At 41.3% G+C, this 3,968-nt stretch carries 2 protein-coding genes and 2 rRNA genes; 3 read left to right on the top strand and 1 reads right to left on the bottom strand.

All coding sequences use genetic code 11. From position 1 onward, the window contains the following. The 3 genes from WBJ10_RS16510 to WBJ10_RS16500 form a co-directional block, all read left to right on the top strand. Positions 1-189 (top strand): 23S ribosomal RNA (locus WBJ10_RS16510); the annotation flags it as partial. Between the two features lie 243 nt (positions 190-432). Then, positions 433-544, top strand: a 5S ribosomal RNA gene (gene rrf, locus WBJ10_RS16505). Positions 545-1,029: 485 nt separating this feature from the next. Then, the gene (locus tag WBJ10_RS16500) at positions 1,030-2,655 is read left to right on the top strand and encodes a S8 family peptidase (RefSeq protein WP_424292276.1); all 1,626 of its coding nucleotides are present in this window, start codon (positions 1,030-1,032) and stop codon (positions 2,653-2,655) included. A gap of 67 nt (positions 2,656-2,722) precedes the next feature. Here WBJ10_RS16500 and WBJ10_RS16495 read toward each other — a convergent pair. Beyond that, positions 2,723-3,968: hypothetical protein (locus tag WBJ10_RS16495; protein WP_424292274.1), on the bottom strand; the 1,246-nt coding region annotated here is incomplete at its 5' end.

The raw sequence follows: 3,968 nt of genomic DNA, 5'->3' as shown, positions 1-3,968 counted from the left end.
ATGGCGCCAGCTGTACTGCAGAGTAGCTACGTTTGGAATAGATAAGCGCTGAAAGCATCTAAGTGCGAAACTAGCCACAAGATGAGACTTCCATTGAGGGTCGTAGAAGATGACTACGTTGATAGGTCATAGGTGTAAAGGTGGTGACATCATAGCCGAGTGATACTAATTGCCCGAAGCTTTCTTCGTACAAGTTTACTTGTATAAAGGCAGATAGACTACTAATGTAGTAGTTTAATATATTGTTGTTTTCTTTCTCAAATACTTTTTTCTGATATGTTAAGATATTGGCTTAGTTGTCAGTTGTTAGTTGTTCGTTGTTGGATCTTTCCAGCGACATACGAGTAAACAGCTCAGGTAAGCAGCCAGGTACTAGTCTGTTCGTCGTTGTCCTAACAACCAACAACGAACAACTAACAACCAGCAAAATCTTCAGGTGCCTATATCGGCGGTGTCCACCTCTTCCCATTCCGAACAGAGAAGTTAAGCCCGCCAGAGCCAATGGTACTGCCGTAACAGGTGGGAGAGTAGGTCGGTGCCCAATTTTAAACAAGCCCCTTTCGAAAGATTGGGGCTTTTTTTGTGGAAAAGGAATTTCAACAGGAGACATGACCTATAACCAGGAACCAGGAACCAAGAGCAAGATTCAGGATTCGTTGCACAGCGGGAAATGCAAAGCGGGTTTTTTACCGCAGAGGACGCAGAGTACACGCAGAGGGCGCAGAGAAGTCTATCCTAAATTGCTACGGACGCAAACCGTAAATAGTAATACAGGCTTACGCGAGTTAAACGGGTCCATCATTCTTCACTTCCTTAACCTTCCCAGATATTGTTCCTCCTCTTAATTCATGATTTAAATTCTTTATAATCATCCTAATGTAACAAGCATGTCAGTTTGCCAGTGCGCTGAACTATATCTCCCATATGCTCGTATATATAGGTAATAATTTTGATGAAATATTTCTGGCATGCTCGTTGGGCCATATAAATCATTATCTTGAACTTACGTTGAATAAAAAAACTAATCAAATGAATTTTATTAAGAAGCTATTATACACTGTAGCAGTCATTGCACTGCCCTTTACGTCTTTCGCGCAGAGCGATGACGATGAAAAGCCAAAAGAGAACTGGCAAAATCTTGACCTGAAAGCTGATGGAGTTTTTGGAATTAGTACTGAAAAGGCATACAATGAATTATTGAAGGGTAAATCATCAAAAACCGTTATTGTGGCTGTTATAGATGGTGGAATAGATGAAGAACACGAAGACCTTAAACAGGTTATGTGGGTTAATGCAAAAGAGATTGCCGGTAATGGAATTGACGATGACAAGAATGGATATATCGATGATATTCATGGATGGAATTTTATTGGGAAAGTGCACTATGATAACATGGAAGTTGTCCGCCTCATCAATAAACTTCAGCCTAAGTATGCAGCGGCGCTTAATTCCACACCATTTAATGAAGAGGAACGAAAAGAATTCCAGCTGTATAAGAAACTGGTAACTGATTATATGGCTAAACTTCAGCAGGCACAGATGGGACTTCAGAATACCACACTTATTTTAAAGTACCTGGATGGGATGCTTGTAATAATGGGGAAGACAGAGCCTACAATTGAAGACTTCAATAATTATAAAACTGAAGGAGATATTGAGTCACAGGTACTCAAGTTCTTAAAACCTGAAATTAAGAAGACCTCTTACAAAGAGTTTAGGAAAGAATTAGAGGATGGGATTGAGCATTATGACGCACAGGTAAAGTATCATTTGAATCTTGAGTTCGATCCGAGGAAGGATTCTGTAGGCGATAACTACGCTAACAGCTATGAGAAGTATTATGGCAATAACGATATAACTGGCCCTGACGCTGAGCATGGAACTCATGTTGCTGGAATTATAGGCGCTGTGAGAAACAATGGCCTGGGAATTAAAGGTGTTGCCGATAATGTGAGGATTATGGCACTAAGAACTGTTCCTGATGGTGATGAGAGGGATAAAGATGTTGCTAATTCAATCAGATACGCGGTAGACAATGGCGCTAAGATTATTAATATGAGCTTCGGTAAGGCTTATTCATGGGATAAAAAGGTAGTAGATGAAGCGGTTAAGTACGCAGTATCGAAAGATGTACTTATGGTACATGCTGCTGGAAACGATGGTAAGAATACAGAGAAGGAAGATAATGTTCCCAATCGTCTTTATGTAGACAGTACCGGAGTGACCATGGGAACCGCAGAGGGCTGGATTGAAGTCGGAGCTTCGGGCTGGGAAAATGATGAAACTCTTGTTGCCTCGTTCTCAAATTATGGTGGCAAATCAGTTGACGTGTTCGCGCCGGGTGTAAAAATAAATTCCACCATGCCTGGTTCGAAGTACAAAGAAAACGATGGTACGAGTATGGCATCTCCAGTTGTCGCAGGACTAGCTGCTTTGATTCGTTCTTACTACCCGCATTTTTCAGCTGTTCAGGTTAAGGAAATCATTATGAACTCTGTGGCTAAAGTTGACCAAAAGGTTAAAATAAGAGAAGAAGGTAGTTCATCTAAAGTTCTGTTAAGCGAGATATCCGTTTCCGGCGGTATAGTTAACGCATACAACGCATTGCTTCTTGCCGAGAAAACTAACTCAACAGCAGCGGTTAAATCAAAGTAATTTTAAGAACATAAAAAAGGGGGTGCGCTGAAAGCCTACCCCCTTTTTTGTTATTTATACTTTAATTTTAGAATGGCATCCCGGCTTTTAAGGTAAGGTAACTTCCTTCCTTTGAAAAACCATATCCACTTGAGATAAGCATTTTGTTATACAGGTTAAACCAAATTCCCGGGCCATATCCTTTATGCCAGGTGCTTGCCTCCGGGCCATCGGAATAAACCCGTCCTGAATCGAAGAATCCAAACAAGCCCATATCACCGGTGAAGATGTAATTTCTAAAGTAAGTTACCTTAAATCGTACTTCAGTGTTTTGGTAAAGATATGAGCGTCCTGTAAAGCGATTATTTCTGAAGCCCCGCAGGTTGGCATTACTGCCCAATGAATTTGCCTGGAAGAATTTATAGTCTCCCAGATTTACTGCTCCACCGAGACGGAATGCGGCAGTTACCGGGAAAGCGAAGTTTGGTGTGGCATAAAAAGCTATATCAGATTTTAATTGGGCAAACCTGTCCTTGGTGTTACCGAATTCATTGAAAAGGTTTACTTGATTAAACCATCTCACACCAGATGCCGGCAGTAGCTTGTTGTCAACGAAATCAATGTTGGCGAAAGCCCTAAGGGTTCCGTACCTTGAAGGCCGGCTAATATCAGAGGCCTCAGGGAAGACCGGCGAAGTGAGATAACTGTTATCTGGCTTTTCAACACGGAAGTATTCGTATCCAGGACCAGCACCAACACTAAACACTTTTGTAAAACGATGCTGAAAATATCCTGCCAGGCTTAGATTCTTTGTCCTGACGCGGAAGAAATCAACATCATCCCCTACGTTTAAGGTTGAATTCCCCTGTCCGTAATAATTAAAAGTATACTTTGGTCCGTTTAAGGTAGCTCTTAAGAGAATATCGTTATTTCTTCCGAACAAGGAATAGAAATCTCCCTTGTATTTAACGACATAGGCGCCAGTTTTCGGCGCATAATTACCAATCAAGCTTTGCGTATAACTAGCAGGATCTTTGCGGAAACCATAGTGAGTCACTGCATATCCGCCCCCAATAAATAAGCGGTCATCTGCATTGAAGTCGAGTGATGGTACGACTCCACTTTTATCATATACGAAAGAGTTGAGTTCATAGTCGTGTACATAGTTATCCGTCGACAATCGGGTTGCTGCATTTCCTGCTACTACATTATCATCACTTTCGAGATCATAGTACAAGGTTCTTCCCGATGAAAGATCTGTGAACGAGTCTTTTTTATCTCCACCAACAACTCGGATTTTTATTGCATTATTAGAGTTGCCATCGATAAGGATA

Source organism: Daejeonella sp., assembly GCF_049655485.1.
Taxonomy (GTDB): domain Bacteria; phylum Bacteroidota; class Bacteroidia; order Sphingobacteriales; family Sphingobacteriaceae; genus Daejeonella.
The sequence above is the reverse complement of the archived record's forward strand: the minus strand, read 5'-3'. Positions and strand labels throughout refer to the sequence as shown.

Bases quoted from the DNA above. Each gene is read 5' to 3' on its own strand.
- WBJ10_RS16500 (WP_424292276.1), top strand. From the start codon at position 1,030: ATGAATTTTATTAAGAAGCTATTATACACTGTAGCAGTCATTGCACTG.